This is a genomic window from Kosakonia pseudosacchari (genome assembly GCF_900184035.1).
GTDB classification, from domain to species: Bacteria; Pseudomonadota; Gammaproteobacteria; order Enterobacterales; family Enterobacteriaceae; genus Kosakonia; species Kosakonia pseudosacchari.
The window spans coordinates 110,217-137,174 of the sequence record NZ_FXWP01000004.1; the positions used below are offsets into that span (position 1 = coordinate 110,217).

26 protein-coding genes are annotated in these 26,958 nt (G+C 54.6%); 19 read left to right on the forward strand and 7 right to left on the reverse strand.

The window, feature by feature from the left end:
• The first annotated feature begins 16 nt into the window (after positions 1–16).
• Positions 17–1,708 (forward strand): PTS fructose transporter subunit IIBC, encoded by a 1,692-nt coding sequence (gene fruA / locus BN2591_RS00550; RefSeq protein WP_086868170.1) that lies wholly within the window; start codon positions 17–19, stop codon positions 1,706–1,708.
• A 49-nt stretch (positions 1,709–1,757) separates the two neighbouring features.
• Here the strand turns inward: fruA and nfo are convergent, their stop codons facing one another.
• Together nfo and BN2591_RS00560 are read right to left on the reverse strand one after the other, a co-directional pair.
• A complete protein-coding gene (nfo, locus tag BN2591_RS00555) occupies positions 1,758–2,615 on the reverse strand; it encodes a deoxyribonuclease IV (RefSeq protein WP_086868172.1) in 858 nt (285 codons plus the stop codon).
• A 72-nt stretch (positions 2,616–2,687) separates the two neighbouring features.
• Entirely contained in the window at positions 2,688–3,737 is a 1,050-nt protein-coding gene (locus BN2591_RS00560; protein WP_086868174.1) for a YeiH family putative sulfate export transporter, read from the reverse strand.
• A gap of 101 nt (positions 3,738–3,838) precedes the next feature.
• On the opposite strand from BN2591_RS00560, the gene yieE reads away from it, so the two are divergent.
• The 7 genes from yieE to cirA all read left to right on the forward strand — a co-directional run bounded on the left by yieE (position 3,839) and on the right by cirA (position 11,616).
• Positions 3,839–4,705, forward strand: coding sequence for a DNA-binding transcriptional regulator YeiE (gene yieE, locus BN2591_RS00565; protein WP_086868176.1), 867 nt, complete (start codon positions 3,839–3,841; stop codon positions 4,703–4,705).
• Between the two features lie 189 nt (positions 4,706–4,894).
• A complete protein-coding gene (locus BN2591_RS00570; protein ID WP_086868404.1) occupies positions 4,895–5,668 on the forward strand; it encodes a transporter substrate-binding domain-containing protein in 774 nt (257 codons plus the stop codon).
• 3 nt (positions 5,669–5,671) lie between these two features.
• The gene (locus BN2591_RS00575) at positions 5,672–6,337 is read left to right on the forward strand and encodes an amino acid ABC transporter permease (protein WP_017459775.1); all 666 of its coding nucleotides are present in this window, start codon (positions 5,672–5,674) and stop codon (positions 6,335–6,337) included.
• Positions 6,337–6,993 (forward strand): amino acid ABC transporter permease, encoded by a 657-nt coding sequence (locus BN2591_RS00580; protein WP_086868178.1) that lies wholly within the window; start codon positions 6,337–6,339, stop codon positions 6,991–6,993. The genes BN2591_RS00575 and BN2591_RS00580 overlap by 1 nt, the downstream gene beginning before the upstream one ends.
• On the forward strand, positions 6,974–7,711 hold the full coding sequence (locus tag BN2591_RS00585) for an amino acid ABC transporter ATP-binding protein (protein ID WP_086868180.1): 738 nt from the start codon (positions 6,974–6,976) through the stop codon (positions 7,709–7,711). Before BN2591_RS00580 ends, BN2591_RS00585 begins: the two co-directional genes overlap by 20 nt.
• Positions 7,712–7,893: 182 nt before the next feature.
• Positions 7,894–9,363: an amino acid permease gene (locus tag BN2591_RS00595; RefSeq protein ID WP_017459778.1), complete on the forward strand. Its 1,470-nt coding sequence runs from the start codon at positions 7,894–7,896 to the stop codon at positions 9,361–9,363.
• A 273-nt stretch (positions 9,364–9,636) separates the two neighbouring features.
• Complete coding sequence (cirA, locus tag BN2591_RS00600) at positions 9,637–11,616, forward strand: catecholate siderophore receptor CirA (RefSeq protein ID WP_086868183.1); 1,980 nt, start codon at positions 9,637–9,639, stop codon at positions 11,614–11,616.
• A 39-nt stretch (positions 11,617–11,655) separates the two neighbouring features.
• Here cirA and fghA read toward each other — a convergent pair whose 3' ends face one another.
• Positions 11,656–12,492 carry an S-formylglutathione hydrolase gene (gene fghA / locus BN2591_RS00605; protein ID WP_086868185.1) on the reverse strand — a complete coding sequence of 279 codons (837 nt, stop codon included), beginning with the start codon at positions 12,490–12,492 and terminating at the stop codon, positions 11,656–11,658.
• 150 nt (positions 12,493–12,642) lie between these two features.
• On the opposite strand from fghA, the gene BN2591_RS00610 reads away from it, so the two are divergent.
• The 9 genes from BN2591_RS00610 to BN2591_RS00655 all read left to right on the forward strand — a co-directional run bounded on the left by BN2591_RS00610 (position 12,643) and on the right by BN2591_RS00655 (position 21,810).
• Positions 12,643–13,770, forward strand: a complete 1,128-nt coding sequence (locus BN2591_RS00610; protein ID WP_086868187.1) for a YbfB/YjiJ family MFS transporter — start codon at positions 12,643–12,645, stop codon at positions 13,768–13,770.
• A 125-nt stretch (positions 13,771–13,895) separates the two neighbouring features.
• Positions 13,896–14,561 (forward strand): GTP cyclohydrolase I FolE, encoded by a 666-nt coding sequence (folE, locus tag BN2591_RS00615; RefSeq protein ID WP_017459784.1) that lies wholly within the window; start codon positions 13,896–13,898, stop codon positions 14,559–14,561.
• An 18-nt stretch (positions 14,562–14,579) separates the two neighbouring features.
• On the forward strand, positions 14,580–15,740 hold the full coding sequence (yeiB, locus tag BN2591_RS00620) for a DUF418 domain-containing protein YeiB (RefSeq protein WP_086868189.1): 1,161 nt from the start codon (positions 14,580–14,582) through the stop codon (positions 15,738–15,740).
• Positions 15,741–15,895: 155 nt separating this feature from the next.
• Positions 15,896–16,921, forward strand: a complete 1,026-nt coding sequence (gene galS / locus BN2591_RS00630; RefSeq protein WP_086868190.1) for an HTH-type transcriptional regulator GalS — start codon at positions 15,896–15,898, stop codon at positions 16,919–16,921.
• A gap of 294 nt (positions 16,922–17,215) precedes the next feature.
• Complete coding sequence (gene mglB, locus BN2591_RS00635) at positions 17,216–18,214, forward strand: galactose/glucose ABC transporter substrate-binding protein MglB (RefSeq protein ID WP_086868191.1); 999 nt, start codon at positions 17,216–17,218, stop codon at positions 18,212–18,214.
• An 81-nt stretch (positions 18,215–18,295) separates the two neighbouring features.
• Positions 18,296–19,816 (forward strand): galactose/methyl galactoside ABC transporter ATP-binding protein MglA, encoded by a 1,521-nt coding sequence (gene mglA / locus BN2591_RS00640; protein ID WP_086868193.1) that lies wholly within the window; start codon positions 18,296–18,298, stop codon positions 19,814–19,816.
• A gap of 15 nt (positions 19,817–19,831) precedes the next feature.
• The gene (mglC, locus tag BN2591_RS00645) at positions 19,832–20,842 is read left to right on the forward strand and encodes a galactose/methyl galactoside ABC transporter permease MglC (protein ID WP_017459789.1); all 1,011 of its coding nucleotides are present in this window, start codon (positions 19,832–19,834) and stop codon (positions 20,840–20,842) included.
• A 178-nt stretch (positions 20,843–21,020) separates the two neighbouring features.
• The gene (locus BN2591_RS00650) at positions 21,021–21,248 is read left to right on the forward strand and encodes a hypothetical protein (RefSeq protein ID WP_086868194.1); all 228 of its coding nucleotides are present in this window, start codon (positions 21,021–21,023) and stop codon (positions 21,246–21,248) included.
• 136 nt (positions 21,249–21,384) lie between these two features.
• Positions 21,385–21,810: a hypothetical protein gene (locus tag BN2591_RS00655; RefSeq protein WP_086868195.1), complete on the forward strand. Its 426-nt coding sequence runs from the start codon at positions 21,385–21,387 to the stop codon at positions 21,808–21,810.
• Here the strand turns inward: BN2591_RS00655 and sanA are convergent.
• The 4 genes from sanA to BN2591_RS00675 form a co-directional block, all read right to left on the reverse strand.
• On the reverse strand, positions 21,803–22,534 hold the full coding sequence (sanA, locus tag BN2591_RS00660; protein WP_086868196.1) for an outer membrane permeability protein SanA: 732 nt from the start codon (positions 22,532–22,534) through the stop codon (positions 21,803–21,805). The two genes, BN2591_RS00655 and sanA, sit on opposite strands and share 8 nt — an antisense overlap.
• A 121-nt stretch (positions 22,535–22,655) precedes the next feature.
• The gene (gene cdd / locus BN2591_RS00665) at positions 22,656–23,543 is read right to left on the reverse strand and encodes a cytidine deaminase (RefSeq protein WP_086868198.1); all 888 of its coding nucleotides are present in this window, start codon (positions 23,541–23,543) and stop codon (positions 22,656–22,658) included.
• A gap of 129 nt (positions 23,544–23,672) precedes the next feature.
• Positions 23,673–24,368, reverse strand: a complete 696-nt coding sequence (locus tag BN2591_RS00670) for a CidB/LrgB family autolysis modulator (RefSeq protein ID WP_086868199.1) — start codon at positions 24,366–24,368, stop codon at positions 23,673–23,675.
• Entirely contained in the window at positions 24,365–24,763 is a 399-nt protein-coding gene (locus BN2591_RS00675; RefSeq protein ID WP_065370513.1) for a CidA/LrgA family protein, read from the reverse strand. The genes BN2591_RS00670 and BN2591_RS00675 overlap by 4 nt, the downstream gene beginning before the upstream one ends.
• A 220-nt stretch (positions 24,764–24,983) precedes the next feature.
• Between BN2591_RS00675 and dusC the strand changes: the two genes are divergently transcribed.
• Positions 24,984–25,934, forward strand: a complete 951-nt coding sequence (dusC, locus tag BN2591_RS00680; protein WP_086868200.1) for a tRNA dihydrouridine(16) synthase DusC — start codon at positions 24,984–24,986, stop codon at positions 25,932–25,934.
• Positions 25,935–26,123: 189 nt separating this feature from the next.
• Positions 26,124–26,957 (forward strand): transcriptional antiterminator BglG, encoded by an 834-nt coding sequence (gene bglG / locus BN2591_RS00685; protein ID WP_086868201.1) that lies wholly within the window; start codon positions 26,124–26,126, stop codon positions 26,955–26,957.
• Position 26,958: the final 1 nt, after the last annotated feature.

Consider the following 26,958-nt stretch of genomic DNA (forward strand, 5'->3'; position numbering starts at 1 on the left):
CAGCAGGAGAGGCATAATGAAAACGCTGCTGATAATCGACTCCGAACTCGGGCAGGCCCGCGCCTATATGGCGAAGACCTTGCTGGGCGCGGCGGCGCAGAAAGCAAATCTGCAATTTATTGATAACCCAGGCGAAGCGGAACTGGCTATCGTGCTGGGTAGCAAGCTGCCAGGCGACAGTGCACTGGACGGGAAAAAGGTCTGGCTGGGCGATATCAATCGCGCAGTCGCCCACCCGGAACTGTTCCTGAGCGAAGCGAAAAACCACGCATCGGCGTATGTCGCGCCTGCCGCAACGGCGGCTGCCGTTACCAGCAGTGGCCCGAAACGCATTGTTGCGGTCACCGCCTGCCCGACAGGTGTGGCACACACGTTTATGGCGGCGGAGGCTATCGAAACCGAAGCGAAAAAACGCGGCTGGTGGGTGAAAGTGGAAACCCGTGGCTCCGTGGGGGCGGGCAACGCTATCACCCCGGAAGAGGTTGCTCAGGCGGATCTGGTGGTGGTTGCCGCTGACATCGAAGTAGACCTGGCAAAATTTGCCGGTAAGCCGATGTATCGTACAACAACGGGCCTGGCGCTGAAGAAAACCGCACAAGAGCTGGATAAAGCCGTCGCGGAAGCGAAGCCTTATCAGCCGTCGGGTAAACCTTCTGCTGATGCTGCTGAAGGTAAGAAAGAGAGCGCGGGCGCCTACCGTCACCTGCTGACGGGCGTTTCCTACATGCTGCCGATGGTGGTAGCGGGTGGTCTGTTAATTGCACTCTCCTTCGCATTCGGTATTACCGCGTTTAAAGAAGAAGGCACACTGGCAGCCGCGCTGATGAAAATTGGCGGTGGTTCAGCCTTTGCCCTGATGGTGCCAGTGCTGGCGGGCTTTATCGCGTTCTCCATCGCTGACCGTCCGGGTCTGACCCCGGGTTTAATCGGCGGTATGCTGGCGGTAAGCACCGGTTCGGGTTTTATCGGCGGTATCATTGCCGGTTTCCTCGCGGGCTATCTGGCGAAAGGCATCAGTAAAGGCCTGAAGCTGCCGCCGAGTATGGAAGCGCTGAAACCGATTCTTATCATTCCGCTGGTTTCCAGCCTGATTGTCGGTCTGGCGATGATTTACCTGATCGGTACGCCGGTGGCGAAAATCCTCGCGGGTCTGACCTCCTGGCTGCAAACCATGGGCACGGCTAACGCCGTCCTGTTGGGTGCTATCCTCGGTGGCATGATGTGTACCGACATGGGTGGCCCGGTCAACAAAGCGGCATACGCCTTTGGTGTGGGTCTGCTGAGTACGCAAACTTACGCGCCGATGGCGGCGATTATGGCTGCCGGTATGGTGCCGCCGCTGGCGATGGGGCTGGCGACCATTGTTGCCCGCAACAAGTTCGACAAAGGTCAACGTGAAGGTGGTAAAGCGGCACTGGTACTGGGTCTGTGCTTTATCTCCGAAGGCGCTATTCCGTTTGCCGCCCGTGACCCGATGCGTGTTCTGCCGTGCTGTATCGCCGGCGGTGCGCTGACCGGTGCTATCTCCATGGCGATTGGCGCGAAACTGATGGCACCGCACGGTGGTTTGTTTGTGCTGCTGATCCCAGGTGCTATCACGCCGGTGCTGGGCTACCTGCTCTCTATCGTAGCGGGTACGCTGCTGGCGGGTCTGGTGTATGCCTTCCTGAAACGGCCGGAAACAGAAGCCGTAGCGAAAGTAGCATAAGAAATTGCTGACACCCGGGAAATGAGAAGGGCCGCTAAGCGGCCCTTTTTTATGCGGTGGCGTCAGCGGTCTGCTGCGCCTTCAGCCAGGCAATCTCTTCGGCCCAGATATCCGGATTAATGGTTTCCAGAATCATAGGAATGCCGTCGAAACGCGCATCGCGCATGATCCAGCGAAACGCGTCATGCCCGATATTACCTTCGCCGAGGCTGTGGTGGCGGTCAACGCGGCTACCAAAAGTGCTTTTGGCATCATTCAGATGCATACCGCGCAGATACTGGAAACCAACCACACGTTCGAATTCCGCAAAGGTGTCTGCCGTGGCTTGTTCAGTACGCAAATCATAGCCTGCGGCAAACGCATGACAGGTATCAATGCACACACCAACGCGGGATTTGTCTTCCACACCGTCAATGATCGCCGCCAGATGCTCGAACTTAAACCCCAGATTGCTGCCCTGACCGGCCGTGTTTTCAATCACTGCGGTAACACCTTCGGTTTGTGCCAGCGCAATATTGATGGACTCGGCAATACGCGCCAGGCATTTATCTTCGTCGATCTGCATCAAATGGCTGCCGGGGTGGAAGTTCAGCAGCGTCAGCCCCAGTTGCTGGCAACGGCTCAGCTCATCAATAAACGCGTCGCGGGATTTTTCCAGCGCCTCGGCCACCGGATGGCCCAGGTTAATCAGGTAGCTGTCGTGCGGCAGGATCTGGCCGGGTGTGAAGTGGTATTTTTCGCAGGCGGCTTTGAATTCGTCGATAGTTTCCGAACTCAGCGGCGCGGCCCGCCACTGGCGCTGATTTTTGGTAAACAACGCAAAGGCAGTCGCGCCAATCTCTGCCGCGCGAATGGCGGCATTTGCCACGCCGCCGGAGGCGCTCACATGCGCACCAATGTATTTCATAAAAACTCCTGTTAAACCCGCCAGGGGAAAAACGCTCATCATAGCGGGTCAACAGGCAGGAGATGTAGTGGTTTATGCCATCAGGTGATGAACTGCCAGGTTAATAGCACCGCCGCCGACAATCAGCCAGACAAACAGAATCAGCCCCATGACCAGCGGTTTTGCCCCGGCATTCTTCAGCGCGCTGATGTGTGTGGTTAACCCCAGCGCCGCCATCGCCATGGCAAGCAGCAGCGTATCCAGCGTATTCAGCATGTTCACTACCGATGCTGGCAACAGATGAAATGAGTTAAACACCGCGACAGCCACAAAGCCCAGCGCAAACCACGGGATCGTCAGCTTGCTTTTTTCTGCGCCTTGCTGCGGGCTGAGCTGTTTTACGCGTGCGGCCAGCAGCAGTAAAAACGGAGCCAGCATCATCACGCGCAGCATTTTGGCAATCACGGCGGCATTTTCCGTTTCCGGGCTGATGGCATGACCGGCGGCAACCACTTGCGCCACTTCATGTACCGTTGAACCCACCCAGATACCGTAGGTTTCCGGGCTGAACCACTGTGCAAGCAGTGGGTAGAGCGCCGGGTAGATAAAAATTGCCAGCGTGCCGAAAATCACGACTGTGGCGACCGCTACGGTCACTTTACTGGCTTCCGCTTTGACCACCGGTTCGGTTGCCAGCACGGCGGCCGCACCGCAAATACTGCTGCCTGCGCCAATCAGCCAACTGGTTTTTTTATCCAGCCCGAATACTTTTTGCCCAAGAAAACAGGCCAGCAAAAAAGTACTCGATAGCGTCAGCACATCGATGGCGATACCGCTAACCCCCACGTCGGCAATTTGCGAAAACGTCAGACGAAAACCATAAAGGATAATCCCCAGTCGTAACAGGTGCTGTTTGGCAAACAGCACGCCGCTGTCGCAACGGTGGTGCCATGTCGGGTAGAGCGTGTTGCCGAGAAGCATGCCGATAAGAATAGCCAGCGTTAAGGCGCTCAGCCCCAGGCCCGCGACCGACGGGATAGCGCCAAGCCATAATGCGGCGGCGGTAATCAGGCCGGTCAACAGCAAGCCAGGAACAAAGTGCCAGGCCGGATGGCGTCGAATCTGTAACGTGATTTCTGTCATAACCTTCTCCTTTCAATGGAGAAAAGGTTAAGGCGAACTGGCTTAAAGGTAAAATTGATTATATATTTATAATCAATCTTTATAAGTGGTAAGTGACCTCTATGCATATAACGTTACGCCAGCTTGAAGTCTTTGCTGAAGTGCTGAAAAGCGGCTCCACTACGCAGGCCTCACAGCGACTGGCGCTCTCGCAATCTGCGGTAAGCGCGGCGCTAACTGATCTGGAAGGGCAACTGGGTGTGCAACTGTTTGACCGCGTAGGCAAACGGCTGGTGGTGAATGAACATGGACGTTTGCTTTATCCCCGCGCGCTGGCAGCGCTGGAGCAGGCGACGGAGATCGAGCAGCTGTTTCGCGAAGATAACGGCGCTATCCGCGTCTTCGCCAGTAGCACCATTGGTAACTACATCCTGCCGGAGGTGATTGCCCACTACCGCCGCGATTTTCCCGATCTGCCGCTGGAACTGAGCGTGGGCAACAGCCAGGACGTGATCAACGCCGTCGCGGATTTCCGCGTCGATATCGGTTTAATCGAAGGCCCGTGCCACACGGCGGAGATTATCGCCGAGCCGTGGCTGGAAGATGAACTGGTAGTGTTCGCGCCGCCGTCATCGCCGTTGCTGCAAGGGCGTGTGACGCTGGAGCAACTCGCCGCTGCGCCGTGGATCCTGCGTGAACGCGGCTCCGGCACGCGCGAAATCGTCGACTATTTACTCCTCTCGCATCTGCCGCAGTTTCACCTGGGCATGGAGCTTGGCAACTCTGAAGCCATTAAGCACGCGGTGCGTCATGGGTTGGGCATTAGCTGCCTGTCGCGGCGCGTGATTGCCGAACAGCTTGAAACCGGCAGTTTAGTGGAAGTGCCGATCCCGCTGCCGCGTCTGGTGCGCACGTTGTGGCGTATCCACCATCGTCAGAAACACCTCTCCAGCGCATTAAACCGCTTTATTCGCTACTGCGATATTTGATTGCACCATCAGCAGGCGTCTGCACCGTTTTGGTGGTGCAGACGCAGCGCTGCAACCTTCGGTTCACGCCGTAAACCTCCTGTCTGTCACGCTCCGTCAGAATATATCGTTCTGGCACATTAGTTGCAGAAAGTGATTCAAAGAATCTTTTGTTTCATGAGCGATGAGGTGTTGATGATGAAAACGTGGATGAAGGCAGCAGCGGTGGCGACAGTAATGATGGCATGTACCTCGCAGGCCATGGCGGATCAATTACAGGATATTCAGAAGCGCGGCGTATTGCGCGTGGCAGTACCGCAGGATTTCCCGCCGTTTGGCTCTGTGGGCACCGATCTCAAACCGCAGGGTTACGACATTGATATGGCCGAATACCTGGCAAAAGGTATGAAGGTGAAACTGCAACTGGTGCCAGTAACCAGCGCTAACCGTGTGCCGTACCTGCAAACGCATAAAGTTGACCTCGTCATTTCCAGCCTTGGCAAAAATGCAGAACGCGAAAAAGTGATCGACTTCAGCCGAGCCTATGCCCCGTTCTTCCTTGGCGTGTTTGGCCCGAAAGAGGCCACCGTGCCCGATGCGAAAGCGTTAAGCGGCAAATCTATCGGCGTTACCCGCGGCGCCGTGGAAGACATGGTGCTGAGCGATATCGCACCGAAAGATGCCGACGTGAAGCGCTACGAAGATAACAACACCACGCTTTCTGCGTATATGTCCGGCCAGGTCCAGTATCTCGCCACCGGTAACGTTGTTGTGGCGGCCATTGCGCGGCAGAACCCGCAAAAAGCGCCGGTCAGCCAGTTTATGTTGAAAGATTCGCCGTGCTATATCGGACTGATGAAAAACGAACCCGCGTTGAAAGCGGAAGTCGACAAGCTGGTTGAGCAGGCGCTGAAAGAGGGCGAACTCAACAGCCTGTCACAGAAATGGATGCAGGCGCCTTTACCGGCCAACTTTGGCGCGTAACGCATGACGACGTCGCTTGATTTCGCCGCGCTCTGGCCGTTCTGGCCGGAGCTGCTGGCAGGGCTTTGGACCACGGTGACCTTAACCACGCTGGCAACGGTTGGCGGTGTGGCGATAGGCATCGTCGGTGCGGCGTTGCGTAGCGGTAAACCCGGTGTGATGAGTGCCATCTGGGGCGCGTACGTTGAGCTTATCCGCAACACGCCTTTTGTGGTGCAACTGTTCTTTATTGTGTTTGGTTTGCCGAGCCTCGGGCTGAAGCTCACCGCCGGTGAAGCGGCACTGATCGCCATGCTGGTTAACCTTGGCGCTTACAGCACGGAAATTATCCGCGCCGGGATCCAGGTAGCGCCGAAAGGGCAGTGGGAAGCCGCCCGCGTATTGGGGCTTAGCAAATCGCAAACCTTCTTACGGGTGATTTTGCCCCCCGCGTTGAAACGCATTTATCCGGCGCTGGTGAGCCAGTGCATTATCGTTATGCTGGGTTCCTCGGTGGTGTCGCAAGTCTCTTATGAAGAGTTGACCTTTATGGCCAACCTGATTCAGTCGCGCACGTTTTTAAGTTTTGAAGTCTATTTTGTCACCACGTTGTTGTACCTGATGCTGTCGCTGTTGATGCGCCAGCTGTTGCTGGCAATTGGGCGCAAATGGCTGGGGAGCGAGAGCTAATGAGTACGTTTACCGACTGGGATATTCTGCGCAACCTACTGCTGGCAGCGCGCTGGACGGTGCTGCTGTCGCTGATCGCCTTTGTCTGCGGCACGCTGGTGACGCTGCCGCTGTTGGTGTTGCGTATTAGCCGCTGGCGCTTACCAAAACGGTTTATCAGCGCCTATGCCGCGTTATTTCAGGGCACGCCGCTGTTGATGCAACTGTTCCTGGCTTTTTTTGGCCTTGCGCTGTTTGGTATTGACGTCAGCGCGTGGACGGCGGCGACGCTGGCGCTAACGCTGTTTACCAGCGCCTTCCTGCTTGATATCTGGTACGGCAGCATCAAAGCATTACCAAAAGGGCAGTGGGAAGCCTGCCGTTGTCTGGGACTGAGTTTTGGTCAAACACTGTTTCGCGTGATTGCGCCGCAGGCCATTCGAATCGCCATTGCGCCGACGGTGGGCTTTTCCGTGCAGGTGATTAAAGGCACGGCGCTGGCGTCGATTATCGGTTTTGTCGAACTCACCAAAGCCGGCACCATGCTTAACAACGTCACCTTCGCGCCGTTTAAAGTGTTTAGCCTGGTGGCGTTAGGCTACTTCCTGCTGTGTTATCCGCTGTCGCGCTACAGCCGTTATCTGGAGAAGAAATTCCATGCCGCTCATCACCATTAATGAAGTGCAGAAATATTATGGCGACAACCATGTGCTGAAGGGCGTAAGCCTCGACATTGAAATGGGCGAAGTGGTGTCGATTATTGGCCGCAGCGGTTCGGGCAAAAGCACCTTACTGCGCTGTATGAACGGGCTGGAAGGCTACCAGGATGGCAGTATTAAACTGGGCGGTATGACGGTAACTGACCGGGAATCGCAGGCGCGTGAGATCAGCCGCTCAGTGGGTATGGTATTCCAGAGCTTTAACCTGTTCCCGCATATGACAGCGCTGGAAAACGTGATGCTGGCGCCGCGACGGGTGCTGAAATTACCTGCTGACGAGTGCCGTCGGCTGGCTATCGAGATGCTGGAAAAAGTGGGGCTCGGCGAGCGTATCGACTACTATCCCGCCAATCTTTCCGGCGGTCAGCAGCAGCGTGTGGCGATTGCCCGTGCGCTGGCGATGAAACCGAAAGTGCTGCTGTGCGATGAAATTACCTCGGCACTGGATCCGGAACTGGTCGGCGAGGTGCTGCGCGTGCTGGAGCAGCTTGCCCGCGAGGGGATGACGCTGATTCTGGTGACCCATGAAATGAATTTTGCGCGCGAAGTGGGTGACCGCGTGGTGTTTATGCATCAGGGAAAAGTCTGGGAGCAGGGCGACAGCAAAGCCTTTTTTACGCAGCCGAAAACACCGGAACTGCAGCAGTTTATCGCCTCGGTACGCGGTCTGAATTGATCTTTCTGCTCCCGCATCCGCGCGGGAGCCTGTTTTGTGCCTCGCAACATCTGCCATTCACTGCTTTACTTATAATCCGTTGCCGATCATGAAGGTCTCTAATAAGAGGCGTTTTATGCCGGAAGGCCGGCGTTTCGTTTGCTACAATCGCGCCTCATTTTTTGGATGGATAGCATTTTCTTATGGTTTCCGAAACTAAAACCACAGAAGCGCCCACGCTTCGTCGAGAACTCAAAGCGCGTCATCTGACGATGATCGCCATTGGCGGTTCCATCGGTACAGGTTTGTTTGTCGCATCAGGGGCGACTATTTCTTCAGCGGGCCCTGGCGGCGCGCTGTTCTCTTATATTCTGATTGGCCTGATGGTCTATTTCCTGATGACCAGCCTCGGTGAACTGGCGGCGTTTATGCCAGTTTCCGGTTCGTTCTCCACTTATGGTCAGAAATATGTTGAAGAGGGTTTCGGCTTCGCGCTGGGCTGGAACTACTGGTACAACTGGGCGGTGACCATCGCCGTTGACCTGGTGGCGTCGCAATTGGTGATGACCTGGTGGTTTCCGGATACGCCGGGCTGGATCTGGAGCGCGCTGTTCCTCGCGGTGATTTTCCTGCTGAACTACATCTCTGTGAAAGGCTTTGGCGAAGCGGAGTACTGGTTCTCGCTGATTAAAGTGGCTACCGTCATTATCTTCATCATTGTCGGCGTGATGATGATTGTCGGTATTTTCCAGGGGGAAAAACCGGCGGGCTGGAGCAACTGGGCGATTGGCGATGCGCCATTTGCCGGTGGTTTTTCCGCCATGATCGGTGTGGCAATGATCGTCGGTTTCTCTTTCCAGGGGACTGAGCTGATTGGTATCGCGGCGGGTGAATCGGAAGATCCGGAGAAGAACATTCCGCGCGCGGTGCGCCAGGTGTTCTGGCGTATTCTGCTGTTCTATGTGTTCGCGATTTTGATTATCAGCCTGATTATTCCCTACACCGATCCGAGCCTGCTGCGTAACGACGTGAAAGATATCAGCGTCAGCCCGTTTACGCTGGTGTTCGAGCATGCGGGTCTGCTCTCTGCGGCGGCGGTGATGAACGCGGTGATCCTGACGGCGGTGCTGTCGGCAGGCAACTCAGGAATGTACGCCTCCACGCGTATGCTCTATACGCTGGCGTGTGATGGCAAAGCGCCGCGCATTTTCGCGAAATTATCGAAAGGCGGTGTACCGCGTAACGCGCTGTATGCCACCACGGTGATTGCCGCGCTGTGCTTCCTGACCTCCATGTTTGGCAACCAGACCGTGTACTTATGGCTGCTGAACACCTCCGGGATGACCGGTTTTATCGCCTGGCTGGGCATTGCTATTAGCCACTACCGTTTTCGTCGTGGCTATGTGGCGCAGGGGCATTCGCTGGATAACCTGCCGTATCGTTCAGGTTTCTTCCCGCTGGGGCCGATTTTCGCTTTCGTCCTGTGCCTAATCATCACGCTTGGGCAGAACTATCAGGCTTTCCTGGCAGACAGCATTGACTGGGGCGCCGTTGCGGCGACGTATATCGGTATCCCGCTGTTCCTTATTATCTGGTTAGGCTATAAATTTTCTAAAGGAACCCGTTTCGTGCGTTATAGTGAAATGGAGTTTCCGGAACGTTTCACGAAATAAATTCACTCTTTAGCCCTCTGTATGGAGGGCTTTTTTTTGCCCTGCCAACGTTCCCTCCCGCTGCGATTATTTACATAACTTTAATCTTGCGAAATTGATAATCATTATCGTTTACATTATGGTAAGTGCCTGAATAAAAAGGGTATCTGCCCGGGCCTTCTGTGCCCGAATGCCACTCATTTTCCCCGTCAGGGTCAATGTAACGCTGACGTGTTTTGCAGTATGTGAGCAATATTCTTCGCAATTTTTGTAGTTACCTCATGGAGTTACGGAATGTTTACCTTGAATCCCATTGTCCGGGGAGGCCTCTGCGCGTCCGCATTTTCTTTGGCGCTGCCGGTAATGGCCGCAGAGAATGGCGAAACGCTGGTGGTCACCGCGTCGGCAACGGAGCAGAACCTGAAAGACGCTCCGGCCAGTATTAGCGTGATCACGCAGGAAGATTTACAGCGTAAGCCGGTGCAAAACCTGAAAGATGTGCTGAAAGAGGTGCCTGGTGTTCAGCTCACCAATGAAGGGGACAACCGTAAAGGCGTGAGCCTGCGTGGCCTCAACAGTAGCTACACGCTGATCCTGATTGACGGCAAGCGCGTCAACTCCCGCAATGCGGTTTTCCGCCATAACGATTTTGATCTTAACTGGATCCCGGTCGATGCCATTGAGCGCATTGAAGTGGTACGCGGCCCGATGTCTTCCCTGTACGGTTCGGACGCACTCGGCGGCGTGGTGAACATCATCACGAAAAAAATCGGCCCGCACTGGACCGGCACTATCACTGCGGATAGCACTATTCAGGAGCATCGCGATCGCGGCGACACCTGGAATGGCCAGTTCTACACCAGTGGCCCGCTGATTGATGGTGTGCTTGGGCTGAAAGCCTTTGGCAGCGTGGCAAAACGCGAAAAAGATGAACAGCAGAGTTCGCAAACGGACGCCAGCGGTCAGTCGCCGCGTATCGAAGGTTTCACCAGCCGTGATGGCAACGTTGAGTTTGCCTGGACGCCAGGCGACGATCACGATTTTACCGCCGGATATGGCTACGACCGCCAGGACAGAAACTCGGATTCGCTGGATAAAAACCGCCTTGACCGGCAAAACTACTCGCTGGCGCACAATGGCCGCTGGGGCGTGGCAAACAGTGAGCTGCGTTTCTACGGCGAACAGATCGATAACAAAAACCCGGGCAACAGCGGCGCAATCCGTTCGGAAAGCAACACGCTCGATGGCAAAGTGGTGCTGCCGCTGGGGCAATATAATCAGCTTGTTACGCTGGGTGGCGAGTGGCGTCACGACACGTTAAAAGATCCTGTTAACCTGACTGGCGGCAACAGCAGTGAAACCTCGACCAGCCAGTACGCACTGTTTGTTGAAGATGAGTGGCGCATTTTCGAACCACTGGCGCTGACCACCGGTGTCCGTATGGACGATCACGACACCTATGGCGATCACTGGAGCCCACGTGCTTACCTGGTTTACAGCGCCACCGATACGCTGACCGTAAAAGGCGGCTGGGCGACGGCATTTAAAGCGCCTTCTTTGTTGCAGCTCAGCCCGGACTGGGCTACCAACTCATGTCGTGGCGGCTGTCGCATTGTTGGCAGCCCGGAGCTGAAACCGGAGACCAGCGAAAGTTTCGAGCTCGGGCTTTACTACAGCGGGGAAGCGGGCTGGCTGGAAGGCGTGCAGGGCAGCGTAACGGCGTTCCAGAACAATATCGACGACATGATCAATATCAGCCGTACGTCGAGCCTGAGCGAAGCACCGGGTTACGCTAACTTCGTCGGTTTTGAGCGTAATGCCAGCGGCGCACTGGTGCCGGTATTCCGATACTACAACGTGGATAAAGCGCGGATTCAGGGGGTGGAAACCGAGGTGAAAATCCCGTTCGATGAAGCATGGAAGCTGACGCTGAATTACACCTATAACGATGGGCGCAACCTGAGCGGTGGCGGCAATAAACCGTTGCAGGATCTGCCGTTCCACACCGCCAACGGCACGCTGGACTGGCAAGCAAACCCGGCGTGGTCATTCTATGTTTCCGCCAACTACAGCGGGGAAAAACGCTCCGTATCGCAGGGCGTAACACCGGGGGGCTACGTTATCTGGAATGCGGGCGGCGCATGGCAGGCGACGAAAAACGTCAAGCTACGTGCGGGTGTGCTCAACCTTGGCGATAAAGATTTGCGCCGCGACGATTACAGCTACAACGAAGATGGCCGCCGCTACTTTATGGCGCTGGATTACCGCTTCTGACAGAGAAAGCCCGGCTGCATGATGCCGCCGGGGTTACCGTTATTTCAACAGATGCTGCGCATGGAAGCGCAAATGATCTTCTATAAAAGCAGCAATAAAGAAGTAACTGTGATCGTAACCGGACTGGATACGCAGCGTCAGCGGCCAGGATTTTTGCCGCGCCACTTCCGCCAGCCGCGCGGGCTGTAACTGATCGGCCAGGAACTGATCGTTATCACCCTGATCGATAAGTGTTGGGATCGCGTCAGTTTCATTGCTTTCCAGCATCAGCGCGCAACTATCCCACTCACGCCATTGTTGCGCGTCGTCACCCAGATAGGCGCGAAATGCTTTTTGTCCCCACGGAACCTGTATTGGGTTCACGATTGGTGCGAAGGCGGAAACGCTGGTGTAACGGCCTGGGTTTTTCAGCGCCATGATCAACGCGCCGTGACCGCCCATCGAATGGCCACTGATCGCGCAGCGGTCGCTGACCTTAAATTGCGACTGGATAAGCGCAGGGAGTTCATCGCGCAGATAATCATACATACGATAGTGCGCCGCCCATGGCTGCTCGGTGGCGTTGAGGTAAAAACCTGCGCCTTTGCCGAGGTCATAGCCTTCTGCATCTGCCACATCGTCGCCGCGCGGGCTGGTATCCGGCATTACCAGCACAATACCTAATTCTGCGGCCACGCGTTGCGCGCCAGCTTTGGTGGTGAAGTTTTCATCATTGCAGGTGAGACCGGAAAGCCAGTACAGCACCGGCGGCGGTGTTGCGCTGTAGTGCGGCGGTAAAAAGATGCTAAAGGTCATCGTGCAGTTCAGTACGGTGGAGTCGTGGCGCCAGCGCTGTTGCCAGCCTTCAAAACAGCGGTGCTCTTCAAGCATTTCCATGCGGGGCTCCTTAGAATTTTTACAGACAAAGTAAGGTGACTTCCTTTCATCATACAGGCTATTCCCCATGCTGTGAGTAACTTTCACTTCCGCATAAACGCAACATACTGCATCATAAACATAACTTTACGTTAACATTTGGGGGCGCTAATGGCGCAACGTGTGGCGCTTTGTGGGTTTATTGTGCTGGTGGTCGCGATGGGCATCGGGCGTTTTGCCTTCACGCCGCAGGTGCCGTTAATGATCCGCGACGGGCAACTGACTCTGACCAGCGCCGGGCTGGTGGCGGCGATTAACTACCTCGGTTATCTGCTTGGTGCCTGGGACGCAATGCGCGCGCAGCGGCATATCGAAGTCCGTCTTTATCTTGGTATTGGCGGCGCGGTGGCGCTGACCTTTCTCTCTTCGCTTGCGGATAACGCCGTGATTCACGGCGCGTTGCGCCTGGTGATTGGCGCCATGAGCGGCTGGGCGATGGTGCTGATTGCCGCCTGGACCAACGAGCGGCTGGCGCATGCCGGAAAACCAGGACTGAGCGCCGCGGTTTTCGCCGGGCCGGGGGCGGGCATTGCTTTAAGCGGCCTGCTGGCGGTGGCGATCCAGGCAAAAGGGTTAAGTGCTGCATCTGCCTGGCAGGTGTATGGCGTGCTGGCACTGCTGCTGGTGGCGTTGATTGCTCGCTATTTGCCGCGTCCCGGCGAGTGGCATCGGCCGGGAGAAAAGCCGCAGCCGTTACAGTTAACCCCCGATCTTAAACGGCTGGTGTGGAGCTATAGCCTCGCCGGGTTTGGCTATATCTTACCGGCGACCTTTCTGTCGCAAATGGCGGCGCTGCGCTTTCCTGGTAGCCTGTTTGCTCAGTTTGTCTGGCCGGTGTTCGGTGCCGCAGCGGTGGTGGGGATAGCACTCAGTATTCTGTTGCGCCATGTTGGTCATAGCCATCAGCGGCTGGCGGTGGTGCTGTGGCTGCAGGGGGCGGGCGTACTGGCGGCATGGTTGCTACCAGGGATGAGCGGGCTGGTGTGCGGTGCGTTGCTGGTGGGCGGTGGATTTCTTTGCGCCGTGCAGCTTTCACTGCTGTATGGACGCGAGCTCGCCCCCAATCACACACGCTATATGGCCGGGTTATTGACCACCGGTTATGCGATGGGGCAACTGGTGGGACCCATGACGTCCGCGCTTTCCACCTGGCTTACGCAGCGGCTGGAACCGGCGCTTGGCGTGGCGGCAATTGCCCTGGTTATTGGCGGGGTTCTGGTCTGGAAACGCACGAACTGAAAGGCGGCAGCGATTTCAATAATTATCGCCGCCGGGGCTGGATTATGTGCGCGACCTCACGCACAATGTTCGCTCACTTTGCGTTAACAACGCGAAGTTCGCCACACCTGCAGGAGAATAAAAACATGTCATCACTCAGTAAAGAAGCGGCGCTCGTTCATGAGGCTCTGGTTGCCCGTGGTCTGGAAACGCCGCTGCGCCCACCGGTGCAAATGGATAACGAATCCCGTAAACGTCTTATCGCCGGCCATATGACCGAGATTATGCAACTGCTGAATCTCGATCTGAATGATGACAGCCTGATGGAAACACCGCATCGCATCGCCAAAATGTATGTCGATGAGATCTTCTCCGGCCTCGATTACGCCAATTTCCCGAAGATCACCGTCATTGAAAACAAAATGAAAGTCGATGAGATGGTGACGGTGCGCGATATCACGCTGACCAGCACCTGCGAACACCATTTTGTCACTATCGACGGCAAAGCCACCGTTGCCTATATTCCGAAGGATTCAGTGATTGGCCTGTCGAAAATCAACCGTATCGTGCAATTCTTCGCGCAGCGCCCGCAGGTGCAGGAGCGACTGACGCAGCAGATCCTTACCGCACTGCAAACACTGCTTGGCACCAACAATGTCGCGGTTTCTATTGATGCGGTGCATTATTGCGTGAAAGCGCGCGGCATTCGCGACGCGACCAGCGCGACGACGACCACCTCGCTCGGCGGCTTGTTCAAGTCGAGCCAGAATACCCGCCAGGAGTTCCTGCGCGCCGTCCGCCACACTAACTAATTCGCCGGAGCCGCCGACATGGAGAGGAATGTCACGCTGGATTTTATTCGTGGCATCGCCATTCTCGGTATTCTTTTGCTGAATATCACCGCCTTTGGTTTACCCAAGGCGGCCTATCTTAACCCAGCCTGGTACGGCGACATCACGGCGTCGGATGCCTGGACTTGGGCGCTGCTCGATCTCTTCGCGCAGGTAAAATTCCTCTCGCTGTTTGCCATTTTGTTCGGCGCGGGTCTGCAAATGTTGCTGCCGCGCGGTAAGCGCTGGATCCAGTCGCGCCTGACGCTGCTGGTGCTGCTCGGTTTCATTCATGGTCTCATTTTTTGGGATGGCGATATTCTGCTGGCTTACGGGCTGGTGGGGCTGATTGCCTGGCGCATGGTGCGTGACGCGCAGAACGTTAAAACGATGTTTAACACCGGCGTGGTGCTGTACCTGATTGGCATTGCCGTTTTGTTGTTGCTGGGGGGGATTTCGGGTTCGCAGCCGAACCGCTCCTGGTTGCCGGATGCGGCGAATGTGCAGTACGAAACCTGGTGGCGAGTCAGCGGCGGCATCGGCGAGGCCATCAGTAATCGCGCGGATATGCTCTCTAACGCGCTGCTGGCACTGGGCGCGCAATATGGCTGGCAACTGGCGGGCCTGATGCTGACAGGCGCGGCGCTGATGCGCAGCGGCTGGCTGAAAGGGCAATTCAGCCTGCGCCATTACCGCCGAACGGGTGTGCTGCTGATTAGCTTAGGGCTTCTGATCAACATTCCGGCGATAATTGCTCAGTGGCAGCTTGGCTGGTCGTATCGCTGGTGCGCTTTTCTTCTGCAAGCGCCGCGCGAGCTTGGCGCGCCGTTACAGGCGGTGGGCTATGCGGCGCTGGCGTGGGGGTTCTGGCCGCAGATCTATGGTTACAAACTGGTCAATGCCATTGCCTGCGTAGGACGCATGGCGCTCACTAACTACCTGCTGCAAACGGTAATCTGTATCACCTTATTCAATCGTTTCGGGCTGTTTATGCAGTTCGATCGCTTGCAACTGCTGGCCTTTGTGCCTGCGGTGTGGGCGGTGAACATCCTCTTTTCCCTCTTCTGGCTCAGGCATTTTCGCCAGGGGCCAATGGAGTGGTTATGGCGGCAATTGACCGCACGTGCTGCAGGGACATCATTAGCTCGCACATCCAGATAACGATCTGGATCACAATCATTAACAAAACGGATGTAACCGTTTCCATTCATGTGATGTCACTCACGTAGCAATCGCCTGCTCGCTGCCAGAATAGCCTCCTTACTTAACACAGGGGGTGGCTGTGAACTGCCGCAATCCAGAAAAGGTGGGTAAAAATGATCACCATTCGTGACGTTGCCCGGCATGCGGGCGTCTCTGTCGCGACGGTGTCCCGCGTGCTCAATAACAGCGCGCTGGTCAGCCCGGAAACGCGCGAAACGGTGATGAAAGCCGTCGCCCAGCTGGGTTATCGCCCGAATGCCAACGCCCAGGCGCTGGCGACGCAGGTTAGCGACACCATTGGTGTGGTGGTGATGGATGTCTCTGATGCCTTTTTCGGTGCGCTGGTGAAAGCGGTGGATACGGTTGCGCAGCAGCACCAAAAATATGTGCTGATTGGCAACAGTTATCACGAGGCGGAAAAAGAGCGTCACGCTATTGAAGTCCTGATCCGCCAGCGTTGTAACGCCCTGATTGTTCACTCAAAAGCCCTCAGCGATGAAGAGCTGACAGGCTTTATGGAGCAGATCCCCGGCATGGTGCTTATCAACCGCCTGGTGCCAGGCTATGCCCACCGCTGCGTCTGCCTTGATAACGTCAGCGGGGCGGTGATGGCGACGCGCATGTTGCTTAATAACGGCCATCAGCGCATCGGTTATCTGGCGTCCAGCCATCAGATTGAAGACAACGATATGCGCCGTGAAGGGTGGTTCCGCGCGCTGGAAGAGCAGGGGATTAACGCCCCGGACAGCTGGGTTGGCACCGGTTCGCCGGACATGCAAGGCGGTGAAGCGGCGATGGTGGAATTGCTGGGGCGCAACCTGCAACTCACCGCCGTCTTTGCCTATAACGACAGCATGGCGGCGGGGGCGCTGACGGCGCTGAAAGACAACGGCATTGCGGTGCCACAGCATTTATCACTGATTGGTTTCGATGATATTCCCATTGCGCGTTACACCGACCCGCAACTGACGACGGTGCGTTACCCGGTCGCCTCAATGGCGCGACTGGCAACCGAGCTGGCGTTGCAGGGAGCCGCGGACAAGCTGGATCCAGAGGCTGCGCACTGTTTTATGCCGACGCTGGTACGCCGCCATTCGGTGACCGCGCGGCAAACTGTGGCACCGATCACTAACTTATAAACTTCGATGATGTAACCGTTTTCAATCTGTGAGTAAATTCACAGTATCTTAACAAGGCGCTGACTATGATGTCAGCGTTTTAGAAGCTGAAACACGATGTAACGGTGATTAATCACTTTCACTACAAGTGAGCGCTTTGAAACATCGAAGAAAGCGAACTTCTGGAGCGTTACCCGGACACGGACGAATGGATTTTTAGAGTGAACTTCGGTCGGCAGTAACGTCTTCGTAACAACTGACCCGCCGAGCATTATTCACAAGAACTACCCTGCATATAAAAAAACCGGAGATACCATGAATAAGAAGGTGTTGACTCTGTCTGCTGTTATGGCAAGCATGCTTTTTGGCGCAGCCGCACACGCAGCGGATACCCGCATTGGTGTGACCATCTATAAATATGACGACAACTTTATGTCCGTTGTCCGTAAGGCTATTGAGAAAGACGCCAAAGCAGCGCCAGATGTTCAGCTGCTGATGAACGACTCGCAGAATGACCAATCCAAACAGAACGACCAGATCGACGTGCTGCTGGCGAAAGGCGTAAAAGCACTGGCGATCAACCTGGTTGACCCGGCAGCGGCAGGTACGGTGATTGAGAAAGCGCGTGGTCAAAACGTTCCGGTTGTTTTCTTCAACAAAGAACCTTCTCGTAAAGCGCTGGATAGCTACGATAAAGCCTATTACGTGGGTACCGATTCCAAAGAATCCGGCGTGATTCAGGGCGATCTGATTGCTAAACACTGGGCGGCAAACCCGGCTTGGGATCTGAATAAAGATGGTCAGATTCAGTACGTGTTGCTGAAAGGCGAGCCGGGCCACCCGGATGCGGAAGCACGTACCACTTACGTTATCAAAGAGCTGAATGATAAGGGCATTAAAACCCAGCAGCTGGCTCTGGATACCGCGATGTGGGATACCGCTCAGGCGAAAGACAAAATGGACGCCTGGCTCTCTGGTCCGAACGCTAACAAAATTGAAGTGGTTATCGCTAACAACGACGCGATGGCAATGGGCGCGGTTGAAGCACTGAAAGCACACAATAAATCTGCTATTCCGGTATTTGGCGTTGATGCGCTGCCAGAAGCGCTGGCGCTGGTGAAATCCGGTGCTATGGCCGGTACTGTGTTGAACGATGCGAACAACCAGGCGAAAGCAAGCTTTGATCTGGCGAAAAACCTTGCCGAAGGCAAAGGCGCGGCAGATGGCACCAACTGGAAAATCGACAATAAAATTGTTCGTATTCCTTACGTTGGTGTAGATAAAGACAACCTGGCTGAAATCGCCGGTAAATAATATTAAGAAAGCATGTTCTCATTGGGCGCAACGACTGTTGCGCCCTTATAACACGATATGCCAGGCCAACAAGGTATAATTATGGTCAGCAATAATACTCAGTCGTCAGGTGAATTCTTGTTGGAAATGAGCAATATCAACAAGTCTTTTCCAGGCGTAAAGGCACTCGATAATGTCAATTTGAAAGTCCGTCCGCACTCTATCCATGCATTAATGGGTGAGAACGGTGCGGGGAAATCAACATTATTAAAATGTCTTTTTGGGATCTATCAAAAAGATTCCGGTAGCATTCTTTTTCAGGGGAAAGAGATCGATTTCCATTCCGCGAAAGAAGCGCTGGAAAATGGTATTTCGATGGTTCACCAGGAACTCAACCTGGTGTTGCAACGTTCCGTGATGGACAATATGTGGTTGGGGCGTTATCCCACCAAAGGCATGTTTGTCGATCAGGATAAAATGTTCCACGATACCAAAGCCATTTTTGATGAGCTGGATATTGATATCGACCCTAAAGCACGCGTGGGAACATTATCTGTATCGCAAATGCAGATGATTGAAATTGCCAAAGCGTTCTCTTATGACGCCAAAATTGTCATTATGGATGAGCCGACTTCTTCGCTGACGGAAAAAGAAGTCAATCATCTGTTTAAAATTATTCGTAAGCTGAAAGAGCGTGGCTGCGGTATTGTTTATATCTCCCATAAAATGGAAGAGATATTCCAGCTGTGCGATGAAATTACGGTCTTGCGTGATGGTCAATGGATCGCTACCCAGCCGCTGGAAGGGCTGGATATGGATAAGATCATCGCTATGATGGTTGGCCGCTCCCTGAACCAGCGCTTCCCGGACAAGCACAACGTGCCGGGTGAAACCATTCTGGAAGTGCGTAATCTCACCTCGTTGCGCCAGCCCTCTATTCGCGATATCTCCTTTGATTTGCGCAAAGGCGAAATTCTCGGTATCGCAGGCCTGGTCGGGGCGAAACGCACTGATATCGTTGAAACGTTATTTGGTATTCGCGAAAAATCTTCTGGCACCATTAAATTGCATGGCAAAGTGATTAATAACCACAACGCCAATGAAGCCATTAATAATGGTTTTGCGCTGGTGACTGAAGAGCGCCGTTCTACCGGTATTTATGCTTATCTTGATATCGGTTTTAACTCCCTTATCTCCAATATTCAGAATTATAAAAATAAGGTTGGTCTACTGGATAATAGCCGCATGAAGAGCGATACCCAGTGGGTTATTGACTCAATGCGTGTTAAAACGCCTGGGCACCGTACACAAATTGGATCGCTTTCCGGTGGTAACCAGCAAAAAGTTATTATCGGCCGTTGGTTATTAACTCAGCCGGAAATTTTAATGCTCGATGAGCCGACCCGTGGTATTGACGTTGGTGCGAAATTTGAAATTTACCAACTGATTGCCGAACTGGCGAAAAAGAATAAGGGGATCATTATTATTTCCTCTGAAATGCCTGAGTTGTTAGGCATCACTGACCGTATTCTGGTAATGAGCAATGGCCTTGTTTCCGGAATTGTTGATACTAAAACGACAACGCAAAACGAAATTCTCCGTCTTGCGTCTTTGCACCTTTAAGATCAGGGGCTCCTCATGAGTGCGTTAAATAAGAAAACTTTTCTCACTTATCTGAAAGACGGCGGTATTTACGTTGTTCTTTTAGTGTTACTGGCCATTATCATTTTTCAGGATCCCACATTCTTAAGTCTGCTGAACTTAAGTAACATTCTGACCCAATCCTCGGTGCGTATTATTATCGCGCTGGGTGTTGCGGGGCTGATTGTTACCCAGGGTACCGACCTTTCCGCCGGGCGTCAGGTTGGCCTCGCGGCGGTGGTTGCCGCAACGCTGCTGCAATCGATGGAAAACGTCAACAAGGTCTTCCCGGATATGGCGACGATGCCGATCCCGGTGGTGATCCTGATTGTTTGCGCGATCGGCGCGGTGATTGGCCTGGTAAACGGTATCGTGATTGCCTACCTGAACGTGACGCCGTTTATCACCACGCTGGGTACGATGATCATCGTTTACGGTATCAATTCCCTGTACTACGACTTTGTTGGCGCGTCGCCGATTTCCGGCTTTGACAGCGGCTTCTCGACCTTTACGCAGGGCTTTATTGCGCTGGGCAGCTTCCGCTTGTCATATATCACCTTCTACGCGTTGATCGCCGTGGCGTTCGTCTGGGTGCTGTGGAATAAAACCCGCTTTGGCAAAAACATTTTCGCCATCGGCGGTAACCCGGAAGCGGCGAAAGTCTCCGGCGTTAACGTGGCGCTGAACCTGCTGATGATTTACGCGCTGTCCGGGGTGTTCTATGCCTTCGGCGGGATGCTGGAAGCGGGTCGTATCGGTTCTGCCACCAACAACCTTGGTTTTATGTATGAACTGGACGCCATCGCCGCCTGCGTGGTTGGCGGGGTCTCCTTCAGCGGTGGTGTGGGTACCGTGCTTGGCGTGGTGACCGGTGTGATTATCTTCACCGTCATCAACTACGGCCTGACCTATATCGGTATTAACCCGTACTGGCAGTACATCATCAAGGGCGGCATCATTATCTTCGCCGTGGCGCTGGACTCGCTAAAATACGCACGCAAAAAATAATCCCATCGTCTGTACCCGGCCCGCTCAAAAAGCGGGCTTTTTTTTGCCTGTTTGCCCCCTGCTGCCATGGAGTAAACCCACTGCCTTCCTCCAAAAAACTTCACGCGCGGCGAGTTGTTAAATTTTTTGCTTCGGTGCTACGCTCAATAAAGACGCAACATTAATAAGGAGATTAGGGATGAACAGCGAGTGCGCGTTTCCTGCACTTCCCGTGATTGGCTGGCAGGTGGGAGTGGTAGAGGATGTGAACGGCGTGGTAGTGAAGTTTGGTTGCAGCACGGGACCCTGCGGCGCGGGAACAACGACCTTTGATTCGCCCTTTTTTAATTTAACCCCGGATATGGTGAGAAGCCTGATCTACGACCTTGAGCGAAGCCTGCAACAGCATGAGAGCAAAGTGGCCTGACGCTTCGCTTTGCACTTCGGGTACATCCCATGTGCCCGATATTTAAGTCAATTCTGAATGCCTGTCTGCCCATAGCTACTTACGCTTGAAAGAATGAATCTGTGAATGATGTTGTATCCGCAGCTCAGGGGCGCTTATGAATTTTGTCTATTTTACTGTTGATAATTTACCGCATGAAAAAAACTCACCTGTTAACTTCTCTTTGAAAAATGTCGAACTGTTGCGCGATGGCGACGTGATTGCCTCACTTGGCGATATAAAAATCACCGCATTGCCTTTTTTTTACTTTTGCCCGGTGCCCACCGGTTTTCGCAAAATAGAGTTCAGAATGAAGAACAGCCCGCCAGCGCGAATTGTCTGCAGCGCAGGGTACTTAAAAAGCGGGGAATACCTGGTGAATACGCCGGAAGGGGAGAAGGCCCTGTCCTTCAATGCGCTAAATGGTCACTGGACGCTCGATAAAGCCAGCCGTGCGGTTATCGATCACCGTCATTTCGTTGAGCGCGGCTTTACGCTTGTTCGTCCAGTGAAAACCAGCAGTCGCAACGCGGCAATTAATTAACGCTTCCGTTTTTTCCTTTCTTTTGCATATCGATAAGCTGCTCGGCGGTGACGGCCGGGTAGCCTTGCGCGTCGTCCGGCACTTCCTGCATTGACGGAATGGGCACCAGCGGGCCGAGGAAGCGCGGCTCACGCTTGAATATATAGAGATCGGCGATAGTACCCAGCCGTGCGCCAAACTCGCGTACGCGTACGCTCCACATATCTTTCGGCGAAGGCACGGCGTAACACTGCGCCTGAATACCCATATGCTGGGCGATAAATAACGCGCGTTCGCAGTGGAAACGTTGGGTAATGATGATGAAATCGTTGGTATCGAAGACTTTGCGGGTGCGCACAATCGAATCCAGCGTCCGGAAACCGGCGTAATCCAGCACGATATCGGCAGGATCGACACCGGCGGCAATCAAATCCTTACGCATGGTCATCGGTTCGTTGTAACTTTGCAGCGCGTTATCGCCGCTCAGCAACAGGTAGTTAACCTTGCCGCTGTTATACGCATTAAGCGCACCCTGAATTCGGTAGCGGTAATATTGATTGATAACGCCGGTGCGGTAGTACTTCGCAGTGCCGAGAACCACCCCAACCTGGCGCCAGGGGAGATCCTGCAAGTCGTCGTAAATATAGGGGGCGGTTTTCCAGCTCATCCAGCGGTCTAAGCCAAGCGCAGTCAACAGCAGTAAGCCGATAAGGACTAACAAGCTGTAAGTAAAACGCTTTAACATGCAGCAGACTCGAACAGGATTAGAATGTCCCTCAGGCTACTTTACCCGTACGGCAAGCGCAAGAAACGGCAGTTCAATTGCGGGGTTTTTCATCACTGCGGGCGCGAACCCGCAGCAGCAATTATTTACTCAGCAAAACGCGTTCGACATGCTCACATCCCAGCGCGCGCAATGTTGCGGCAGTGGCATCCCATTGGGTGAGCGGCGCATCGGCGCGTTCCGCCAGCACCGCGCGTTGAATATCCGCGTAATCAAAACCGCTAAGGCTAAGCAGATTCAGCGCGCCTTGCAATGGTGGTAGCGTTGGGTTGAACGCGGCGTTTTCCGCGTAGCTCCCGCTGAAGATACGTCCGTCGCGGCAAAGAATTGCCACGCCTGACGGCGAAGTGGTGTAGGGCGAGTGGCTTTTATTTGCCGCGTGAATGGCCGCCTGCGCTACGTCATCCCCGCTCGATGCAAAACCGTGGTTCTGTTGATCCATTAACAGCGTTTTGATGTCGAGATCTTTTGGACCAAACGCGTCCGGCAGGTAATCACCCAGCGTATGCGGCGCGCGACCCGGCAGGTTAATGCGCAGATTCAGGCCGCTGTTGAGTTCATTCATAAACTGGCGGCAGTGGCCGCACGGCGTGTAGTTGACGGTGATGGAAGAGAGCGCTTTTTCACCGCGCAGCCAGGCGTGGCTGATCGCGCTCTGCTCGGCATGCACGGTTTGCTGCATTGTCGCGCCAGCAAACTCCATATTGGCACCGAAGTACCATGTTCCGCTGACGCCACGCGCAATCGCGCCCACGTTGAAGTGGGAAAGGTCGGTGCGGGCGCAGGCGGCGGCGAGCGGCAGCAACGCAAACGCCAGCGCATCTTCGTCCAGCCCCGTTGCGCTTTGCAATGTTGCCACCTGCTCTGCGCTCAGCATGGCGGGGAAGTGCTCATCCGCCAGCAGAGGAGCCAGTGCGGTCTGTAAATTCTCCGCAAGCCCGGAAAAAGCAGGGTGAAAACGTGAATGCATAGCTGTGCCTCATAGCAGTGTATTGGAATCGTAGTTTACGGGGCTGTATAGCCTCTATGTGTGATTCACTTCACACTGTATGTGCAACTTATGAAACTCAAATCAAAAATGCGCGATGTATCGCAAATTTTAGCCCAGCAACGCGAGGATAACCGGGAACAAAAACGGGGCGACCAGCGAGGTGATAATCCCGCAAATCACCAGCGCCAGCGAACTGAACGCCCCTTCCTGATAATCCAGCTCGGCGCAGCGCGCGGTTCCCAGCGCATGCGAGGCGGTTCCCATCGCCAGCCCGCGTGCTGATTTTGTGGTGATACGCATCAGGTTCAGCAAGGTATGGCCAAACACCGCACCCAATACGCCAACAAAGATCACGCAGACAGCGCTGATGGCCGGGATACCGCCAATGCTGCCGCCAACCGCCATCGCAATCGGCGTGGTGACGGATTTGGGTAATATCGACGCTGCAATTTCCGGTGTCGCGCCCATCAGCAGCGCCACGGCGGTACCGGAAAACATCGCCACCATGCTGCCGATAAAGCAGATAGTAATAATCGATTTCCAGCGGGCGCGAATCTGGTGTAACTGCTCATAGAGCGGAAACGCCAGCGCCACGACGGCGGGTTGCAGCAGATCGTTAAGGATTTTACTGCCCTGGAAATAGTGGTCATAGGGAGTGCCCGTGACCAGCAGGATCGGGATGATCACCACCATCGCCACCAGCAGTGGGTTGAGCAGCGGCAGCTTGAAACGCGCGGCGAGTTTACGCGCGGCGAAAAACACCGCCAGCGTCAGCGGTAACGACCACCAGATATACGTCATCATTCTTTCTGACCTTTTTGTCCTGCCACTTTACGCTCGCCGTGCACCAGATGGGTGCTCCAGCTCACCACTAAAAAGACGATAAGTGTGCTCACCGCACAAGAAACAACAATCGGGCCGAACTGCGCGCGCAGCAGGTCGTAATATTGCATCACGCCTACGCCAATAGGCACGAACAGCAGCGCCATGTAACGGATCAAAATAAAGCAACCGGGGTTTACCCATTTGGCGGGCAGAATTTGCAGCGCCAGCAGCACGAACATAATCAGCATGCCGATAATGCTGCCAGGAATGGCAATCGGCAGCAGGGATGAAACAAAAATGCCTGCGTAGAGACAAGCGTAAATAAGCACAAACGCACGAAGATACTGCCAGATAATATTCAGTGAGTTACTCATGGTGAAAGCCCTTGTCGAAACGCATTCATCATACAATTAAAGCGAAAAACGTGCTACTGATCACATCATGAATTGTGAGCATACCAAACATTCCATTCAGGAACGTTATGCATTCCCACAAGATTTACCGCATGATGTAGCCCAAAGTGTAGTGAAGAAAGGCACTTTCCACGCCTGAACAGAGACGCTACTATGGCGCCTCTTTTTTATGGGGCGAGATATGCGTGTATTACTGGCGCCGATGGAAGGCGTGCTCGATTCGCTGGTGCGCGAGCTGCTGACCGAGGTTAACGATTATGATTTGTGCATCACCGAATTCTTGCGCGTGGTGGATCAACGCCTGCCGGTAAAATCCTTCTATAAAATCTGCCCGGAACTGCATCGTCAAAGCCGCACACCTTCCGGTACGCTGGTGCGTATTCAACTCTTAGGTCAATATCCGCAGTGGCTGGCGGAAAATGCCGCGCGCGCGGTTGAGCTGGGCTCCTGGGGCGTTGATCTCAACTGCGGTTGCCCGTCGAAGCTGGTCAACGGCAGCGGCGGCGGCGCGACGTTGCTCAAAGATCCTGAGCTTATCTACCGTGGCGCAAAAGCGATGCGTGAAGCGGTGCCGTCACATCTGCCGGTGACGGTAAAAGTGCGTCTTGGCTGGGACAGCCCCGCTCGGGCGTTTGAAATTGCCGATGCGGTACAGCAGGCCGGTGCCAGCGAACTGGCAGTCCACGGGCGCACCAAAGAAGAGGGCTACAAAGCGGAGTGCATTAACTGGCACGCCATCGGTGAGATCCGCAAGCGGTTAACGATTCCGGTGATTGCCAATGGCGAGATCTGGGACTGGCAAAGTGCGCAGGATTGTATGGTGGCCACCGGCTGCGATGCGGTGATGATTGGTCGCGGTGCGCTGAATGTACCGAATCTTAGCCGGGTGGTGAAGTACAACGAACCGCGTATGCCGTGGCCGGAGGTTGTCGAATTGCTGGCGAAATATTCGCGGCTGGAAAAGCAGGGCGATACCGGTTTGTATCATGTTGCGCGCATCAAACAGTGGCTCGGTTATTTACGTAAAGAATACCTTGAGGCCAGCGAACTGTTTACCGAGATCCGCGCCTATAAAAATTCCGACGATATCGCGCAAGCGATCGCCCGCCAGCGTCGCCGCGTTGGCGTCTAACACGCGGCAATTACAACATTCATTAACTGAATATATCGTATGATGGCGATCACATTTCACTGGCTGCCTCGTTGTTCGCTCTGACAAAGCTGGTTTAAAGTGCGGGCGTGGATTGTTACTGCGCAAGCAGGCGAAACCTGATCATCTGGCAACTGCCGGAGGTCAGGTTTTTTTGTTTCCGGGGTCGGAATGAATATCGCCAAAATATTAAACAATAACGTCGTGGTGGTGCTGGACGAGCAGCAGCGCGAACAAGTGGTGATGGGCAGGGGAATTGCCTTCCAGAAACGCCCCGGCGACCAGCTTGATGAGGGCTGCATCGAAAAAGTGTTCGCCCTGCAAAGCGATGAACTGGTGCGGCGTCTTGGCGAGCTTCTTAGTCAGATCCCGCTGGAGGTGATGACCGCCTGCGATCGCATTATTGAACTTGCCAAAGGGCGGCTCGGGAAGTTGCAGGAGAGCCTCTACATCACGCTGACCGACCACTGTTTTTTTGCCATTGAGCGGCAGAAAAAGGGCGCGGTGGTGCGCAATGTGCTGTTGTGGGAGATAAAACGCCTCTACCCGAAAGAGTTTGAACTGGGTCAGCAGGCGCGGGCGATCCTCGCGAAACGCCTTGGCGTGGAGCTGCCGGAAGATGAGGCGGGGTTTATTGCCCTGCATCTGGTGACGGCGCAACTGAACAGTGAAATGCCTGAAGTGATGCATATCACTAAGGTGATGCAGGAAATTTTGCATATCGTGAAGTACCAGTTGAAGCTGGAATACGATGAAGAGTCACTGAGCTATCACCGTTTTGTCACGCACCTGAAGTTCTTCTCCCAGCGCATGCTGAGCCGCACGGTGGTGGAAGACGACGATGTGTCGCTCCACCAGGCGGTGAAAGAGAACTACCGGCTGGCCTGGCAGTGTGCGGAAAAAGTGGCGCGTCACCTGGTAAGCAATTATCAGCGCTCGCTGACCACAGAAGAGATTATGTTCCTCGCTATTCATATTGAGCGGGTACGCAAAGAACGGCGCTAAC